Annotated in this window: 4 protein-coding genes and 1 pseudogene; 1 reads left to right on the forward strand and 4 read right to left on the reverse strand. The window is 54.7% G+C overall.

Annotated features, from left to right (window positions below):
* Positions 1–16: 16 nt before the first annotated feature.
* From ggt to F5984_RS27080, 3 genes are all read right to left on the reverse strand, one after another.
* Positions 17–1,786 carry a gamma-glutamyltransferase gene (ggt, locus tag F5984_RS26195; RefSeq protein ID WP_246169421.1) on the reverse strand — a complete coding sequence of 590 codons (1,770 nt, stop codon included), beginning with the start codon at positions 1,784–1,786 and terminating at the stop codon, positions 17–19.
* 485 nt (positions 1,787–2,271) lie between these two features.
* Complete coding sequence (locus tag F5984_RS26205; protein WP_185155652.1) at positions 2,272–6,336, reverse strand: fibronectin type III domain-containing protein; 4,065 nt, start codon at positions 6,334–6,336, stop codon at positions 2,272–2,274.
* 25 nt (positions 6,337–6,361) lie between these two features.
* The gene (locus F5984_RS27080) at positions 6,362–6,601 is read right to left on the reverse strand and encodes a LytTR family transcriptional regulator DNA-binding domain-containing protein (RefSeq protein ID WP_152127336.1); all 240 of its coding nucleotides are present in this window, start codon (positions 6,599–6,601) and stop codon (positions 6,362–6,364) included.
* Between the two features lie 153 nt (positions 6,602–6,754).
* Here F5984_RS27080 and F5984_RS26670 point away from each other — a divergent pair, with 153 nt between their 5' ends.
* Positions 6,755–6,904: a hypothetical protein gene (locus F5984_RS26670; RefSeq protein ID WP_185155653.1), complete on the forward strand. Its 150-nt coding sequence runs from the start codon at positions 6,755–6,757 to the stop codon at positions 6,902–6,904.
* Between the two features lie 40 nt (positions 6,905–6,944).
* On the opposite strand, the pseudogene F5984_RS26875 reads toward F5984_RS26670, so the two are convergent.
* Positions 6,945–7,053 (reverse strand): annotated as a pseudogene (locus tag F5984_RS26875) (IS5-like element ISMra2 family transposase); the annotation flags it as partial.

Raw genomic sequence — 7,053 nt, forward strand, 5'->3', positions numbered from 1 at the left:
CTGCCCCAAGCATCGGCTAATACCCGGCGGCCTGCCCGTCCTTACGCATTTCGGTAGCACCCCAATACACCCGGTTGACCGCATCGAACCGAATGGCCTGATACCCACCGAAGAAGTCGGTTTCGGCTAACCGATGCCCACGCCGTTGCAGTTCGGCCCGAACCTGACTGTCAATACCACGTTCGAGCGCCACCCGGCCTCCGTCGGTCATGACCGTACCGATAGGCTCACTGCTGCCACTATGACTGAAACGAGCCGCATCGCCCGCTTCCTGCACATTCATGCCAAAATCGATCAGGTTACAGAGCACCTGTAAATGCCCCTGCGGCTGCATGGCTCCGCCCATCACGCCAAAGCTCAAAACCGGTTGACCTTGCTTAGTCACAAAGCCCGGAATGATGGTGTTGAATGGCCGTTTGCCGGGCGCGTACACATTGGCATGGCCCGGCTGCATGGAGAAACTGGTACCCCGATTATGAAACACGAAGCCCAAACCATCGGGAACCATGCCGCTGCCGAATTCGAGCATGTTGCTTTGAATCAACGACACCATATTGCCTTCGTCGTCGGCCACGGTCAGGTACACGGTATCGCCCGCACGCAGGGCCGGGTCACCCGCGTCGAGCCGTTCGGAGGCTTTCGATACATTGATGAGTTTCCGTCGTTGGGCAGCGTATTCTTTAGAAAGCAACCACGACACCGGCACCTGGCCAAATGCCGGGTCGGCGTAGTACCGGGCGCGGTCTTCAAACGCCAGCTTTTTGGCTTCAATCAGCAGGTGCAGGTAATCGGCACTATTGTGTTTTAGCGCTTTCAGGTCAAACCCTTCCAGAATATTCAGCATTTGGAGTACGGCAATGCCCTGCCCATTGGGCGGTAGCTCGTGCACATCGAAGCCCCGGTAATTGGTCGAAACCGGCTCGACCCAAGTGCTTTGGTGAGCGGCCAAATCGCTTTTACGCAAAGGCAAGCCATGTTTCCGGGCGTACCGGTCCATAACATCGGCCAGCTTGCCTTTGTAAAACACATCGCGCCCCCCGGCGGCAATAGCCTCGTAGGTAGCCGCCAATTGCGGATTCCGAAACAGACTCCCCTCTGCCGGAGAGTTGCCGTCGACCAGAAACGTTTGCCGGAAATTTGCGAATTCGCCCACTATGGCCTGATTGTCGGCCAGTCGACGGGCGGCCACCTGCCACGAGTAGGCAATCACCTGCGGTACGGGTACGCCCTCGCGTGCGTACCGGATGCTCGGCTGTAGCAAAGTCGGCATGGGGGTTTTCCCAAAGCGTTGGTGCAAGGCATACCACCCATCGACCGCGCCCGGCACCGAAACCGACAGAGGGCCATACAACGGAATTTGTTTTTGCGCACCCAACCGAGCCCGCAGACTATCGTACGAGAGCCCCATTGGCGAGCGACCGCTGGCGTTGAGTCCGTACAGCCGCCGGTCTTTGGCCGACCAGACAATGGCAAACAAATCGCCCCCGATGCCGCCATTATTGGGCTCAACAACACCCAACGCAGCATTGGCCGCAATAGCCGCATCGACAGCCGTACCGCCTTGCTTCAGAATATCGAGCGCAATTTGTGTAGCCAGCGGGTGGCTGGTGGCTACCATGCCATGCCGCCCCAGCACGGGGCTTCGGGTGGCAAAGTTAGCCCCGCTGATTCGGTCGCCTTTGCCGGTTGTTTGGGCCGAAACAGATAGAAGGCTACCTCCTGCCAGCACGAGCAAAGCCGTCACCAGCAAACGAAATCGGAGTGATGGAGTGATAACAGATTTCATACGGGTAAAACAGATACCTTCTCAGCAAGGCTCACGGGCGCAGCTTCTACCCCTTCTTATGGGCATCTATATCTCGCCATTCACTGATCATGGTAGCAAGTTTAACCGACTGTTTATCAATATTTACTATTGAAGGCAAGGCCTAACCAACACTTTGTTTCTTGGTCGATACAAAGTTGACTCGACTACCAATCCTTATCAGCTCCCCAACAAGCTCTTACAATAATTTTAACACTGTTTGAGGGTACAAATACAGATATACCCTTTAATGCTGGGTTTGTACCTATACCATCATCAATTCCGATACAGACAGGCGTTTTGATGTCCAAATTCGCAGGCTTCATCCAAACCCGCAACCCCAAACCGTTTGTAGGATTTGGGTAAAAGCAGACTGCACAAAAAGCAGACAAACAGCCGTAATAGCGTACAATCGTTTCACCAGTGAGTACATTGGTTTTAACGAATAAGTAAATAGCTATCCTCCCTCAAAAGCCCAGCCGCAGCTTTGCTCCCTCACCGAAAATGAGTTTGCCACCCGGCGCAAACTTGATTTGTTTTGCTTCCTGACTGCTATTGCCAGCTGGTAGCGTAACCTCATGGCGTATCTCCGCGCTATCGAATCGGTTGGGCCAACTCAGGTACGACCAGATGGTATTGGTAAACCACAAACCCGGCGCGACGGTGTAAACCGGGTCACCCATGGCGCGGGTCGTGAACCAGCTCGTCACATAGCCAGACGTACTGCCGTCAGGGCAGAGCGTTCTGGCCCGGAGTTGGTAACCAGTGTTGGGCGACAGGTTCAACAAATTGGTGAAGGTTGTTGCGTCTGAGAACGTTAGACTGTTGGGCCATGCGGTTGTGCCGGCCTGTCGCCACTGAACTTCTGTTTGCGCCCCCTGAACACTTCCTGTCCAGGTTACCCGCGCAGCCTGTACACTGACTGAATTTGCACCAATCCAACTGAGAGCATCACAGCCAGCCGCCCCGCCCGCTGTTGTGAAGGTTTGGGAAGTTGAGTAGCCGCTGCCCGTGCCCGAACAAATGATTTGCAGCTGCCACTCGTAGGCCGTGCCAGGCATTAAATTAGACAAAATGAAGAACGTCTGTGCCACGGGGTTTTCGACGGTCCAGGTTGGGTCTGCCTGCCGTTTCCAGCGCACCTGATAGTTATAGGCCGAATTGCCGTTCCATGAAACGCCTGCCAAGGTGCGGGTCGGTGTGCTTGTTCCTAAGCCAGAAGGTGGAAAGCAACCCGTTGTAAACAGGCGGGGCGTGGTGAAGGGCGATGTGATGGATACGTCGCACACGGTCTGTACGCGCCATTCATAGGTAACGCCCGAATTTAATCCGGTGACGCTAACCGGCCAGGTACCTGTTGCAAACGTTAGCGAGTTGGCCCAGGTAGCACTGCCTGTTTGCCGCCATTGAATCTGGTAAATTTCGCCGGCTCTTGTCCCAACTGACAGATCGGCCCGGTCGGGGAATAGGCTGTTTTCTGCCGTAAACGTAGGGGGGTTGCAAGCCGTAGTCGTGAAACTTGACGGAGCCGAGAAAGGAGACGAATTGCCATCCGAACAAAGCATCCGCACCTGCCACTCATAGGCCGTGCTAATGGGTAGGTTTGTCAATACGGCATTGTTTGACAGAGTGTTAGACATACTTACCCAGACGGCTGCACCCACCGGACGGTATTGCACCTCATAGAGCGTGCCTACGCCCGATAATCCAGACCAGTAAAGATTGGCCCCGCGAGCCGAAGGAGAAGCTCCCCATAAAGTCGGCGGATTACAACCTGTTGTAAACGTCTGACTGGCCGAGTAACCCGTGGCAACACCCTCGCAGATGCGTTGTACCTGATACTCGTAGCTTTGACCCGAAAGCAAACTGGTAAGCAGATACGAGGGATTCATTACCGGATTCGCATCTGTCCAGTTGGCCGCACCTGTTGGCCGCCAGCGAATCTGATACACATCACCTGAAGCTCCCTGCCACGATAGCTGCGCGGCTGTGCCAGCCACTTGGGGTACTGAGGGCGTTGGAGCAACGCAGGGAATCGTAAACTGTCGGCTGGCCGTGACCGATTGCGTCGGCGAGCAGACCAGTTCAACTTGCCACTCATACGCAACGCGCGACAGCAAATTGCCTACCCACCAGGTTTGAGTGCCGGTAGTGCTCGTGCTGACATCGATCTGAAGCGTCCAGTTTGTTGTCCCAACCGCCCGCGTCCAAAGCCGATACAGGCCGGGTACAGCATTCCAGCGAAGTTGCGCCTGTCCATTGGCGGCACTAACCTCCGTTAGCCCTGTGGGCGTAGTGCATGCCAAGGTGGTAAATGACTGCATCGAACTCAGACCCGACACGTTACCATCTGAACACAGTGTCTGCATCTGGTACTGATAGGCCGTACCGGAACTCAGACCCGTCAATGTGAAGGGACTGGTGGTGATACCGTTTACGGTTGTGGACGTGGGTGAACCTACAGCCTGCCAGATGAGCCGGTATTGCGTGCCACCACCCGTAGTACTCCAATTTAGCTGGGCCGAACTGGGGGTAATGTTAAAAGAACTGACCCATGGTGTCTGACAAGAGGTTACATAGTTGGTCGAGTTGCTCCAACCGCTTGCGTCGGTAGTGGAGCAAATAGCCCTTGTCTGCAATTCGTATGTGGTGTTGTTAGTTAAGCCGGTAAGGTCATAAGGTAAGCTGGTAATACCGGTAATAGTGTTCCAGGGATTACTGGCATTACCCGACTGCCGCCAGCGCAACTCATAGGCAACGTTCGGAAAACTTGCCCAGCTTAATTTCATTGAGGTAGACGAGAATGTTTGTGGCCAAAGCGCACCGGGTGTGCCGCAGTCTGTTGTAAACGAACGCGGACTTGTATAAGCCGTCGTACCACCCTCTGGGCATATGGTCTGTATGCGCCACTCATACGCCTGACCGAGAGTAAGGTTGCTTAGTGAATAAGACTGCCCGCCCCAGTTTGAGACGGTCGTCCAGTTGGCGCCCCCCACCACCCGCCATTGCAGATTATATTTGAATGAGCTACCGTTGGGCATAGACATGTACCGCCACTGTAACGTAGCGGCTGTTGGCTCTGTAAGCTCCGACTGCCCAAACGGAATTGGGCAGGTTATGGTAACTGTGCGCAGGGGTGAAAAGTCCGAGGAGCCGCTGGCATCACAGTCACTTTGCACCTGCCATTCGTAGGTTTTGCCGTAGCTTACGTCCACTTTGGCTCCCGTAGTAGAAGACCCATAGGTAAACCAGTTGGCGGCTCCAACCTCCCGGAACCGCAACGTGTAGCCGTTCACCCCTGCCACAGACTGCCAGTTGAGCCGGATAGACGACGTAGTCATCTCGGTTTCGGTCAGGCTGGTAGGCATGGCGCACGTACTCGTTGTGAATGACCGCATAGACGACAACCCGGACACGTTCCCATCTGAACACAGTGTCTGTATCTGATACTGATAGACCGTGCCGGGACTCAGGCCTGTGAGCGTGTAAGGGCTGGTGGTGATGCCGTTCACCGTTGTTGACGTGGGCGAACTGGCCGCCCGCCAGATGAAGCGGTACTGTGTGCCGGACCCCATAGCTGTCCAGTTTATCTGAGCCGAACTGTTCGTTGCTGATTGTCCCCATATCCACGGCGATTGGCACGAGGTCGTGTAGTTGACCGAGTTGCTCCAGCCGCTTGCGTCGGTAGGCGAACAGACAGCCCGTGCCTGCACTTCATACGTAGTGTTGTTGGTCAGTCCCGTCAGCGTGTAAGGCATTGTTGTGATACCCGTAATGGTATTCCATGTTGTGTTAGAGTTGCCTGATGGTCGCCAGCGTATTTCATACGTGACACCGGAAAACGTTTGCCAACCGAACCCAATGGATGTGGATGTAGAAGCATAATAGTAAAAACCACTGGGAGTCCCGCAGCCTGTTGTAAATGTGCGAGGTGTGGTATAGGCCGTCGTGCCACCCTCCGGGCAGATGGTCTGCATACGCCACTCATAGGCCTGTCCGCTTATCAGATTATTCAGATTGTAGGCTGAGCAACAGTGATTTGAGATCGTTATCCAGGTAGCCGCACCTACCGCCCGCCATTGCAGATTATAATTGAATGAGCTACCGTTAGGTAATGACATATACCCCCACTGCAAAAATGCTGCTGTAGACCCCACTACTTCCGACTGCCCAAACGGAACCGGGCAGGTCATGGTAAAAGTGCGCAGGGGGGAAAAGGAAGAAGAACCACTGGCGCAGTTGGCCCGTATCTGCCACTCATAGGTTTTTCCGTATTGTGTTGATATATACCAGAATGTACTGCTACCCGAAGGTGAGCTTGTTGTCCAGGTAGTTGTGCCTACTTCGCGGTATTGAAGGGTGTAGTTGCTGACTCCCACCACGGCCTGCCAGTTGAGCCGTATTTGCGACGTAGTCATCTCGGTCTCGGTCAGGCTGGTAGGGGTAGCGCAGGTCTGGGCGAGTGAGCGGGTGGTCACAAACACCAGTACCAGACTTAGAAAAAGTACAAGGTTAGTAAACGTGTATCGCATAGATGGTGGGGGTTGGTTAGTAAGTTCAAGCGCTAAAATAGTCTTTCCTCCACACATCAGCCCCCTCCCCCGCCAGCAACTTCCGCACGGCACGCACCCGACGGCGGGCTACGGGTAGGCAGGTGCCATCAGTCAGGTGGAGCAACAGGCCACCAGATGTATTCTCTAAGCGGGCTATGCAGGCCGGATTAACCAGGCCATCCCGACGAATACGGATAAAATCGGCCAGACACGACGCGTACCGCTTCAGCGTATAGGCACTGATTTGCGGACGGGCGTTGCGGTAATAGAGTTAGGTGTAGTTACCCTCACCCCGAAGCCATATGAGAGAGTCGGGCGAGGGTAGCCGGTCGGCACAAACAGGTGAAGTAGCGGTAATCATAAAGGGGGTAGATATAGTCGGTTATCCAGAAAAGGGTTGGGCGGTGGCACTGTCGTAGCGGTTCAGTACGACCACGCCGAAAAGGCCGTAACCTTGGTTGACGGCACCGTGCTGTACGCATCGCGCCGGGGTGGGCAGGATCTACGTAACTACCTCAACCGACCGTACGACCAGAAAGGCCGTTGACCAACAAACCCGAGTATCCAGGCTTAGAGTGTGTGGACAATCAGAGCAACAAAATCATACTTGAAGCCAGATGAACCATCGCCAAGAAGCTGCTGGCTGTTTTTTCGTAGCGAGTTGCTACCCGGCGATACTGTTTCAAGCGGTTAAAA

The sequence above is a fragment of the Rudanella paleaurantiibacter genome (assembly GCF_009184635.1).
Lineage (GTDB): Bacteria > Bacteroidota > Bacteroidia > Cytophagales > Spirosomataceae > Rudanella > Rudanella paleaurantiibacter.

Excerpts from the sequence above, each read along its gene's own strand:
- ggt (WP_246169421.1), bottom strand. The coding sequence starts at position 1,786 with ATGAAATCTGTTATCACTCCATCACTCCGATTTCGTTTGCTGGTGACG.
- F5984_RS26205 (WP_185155652.1), bottom strand. The coding sequence starts at position 6,336 with ATGCGATACACGTTTACTAACCTTGTACTTTTTCTAAGTCTGGTACTG.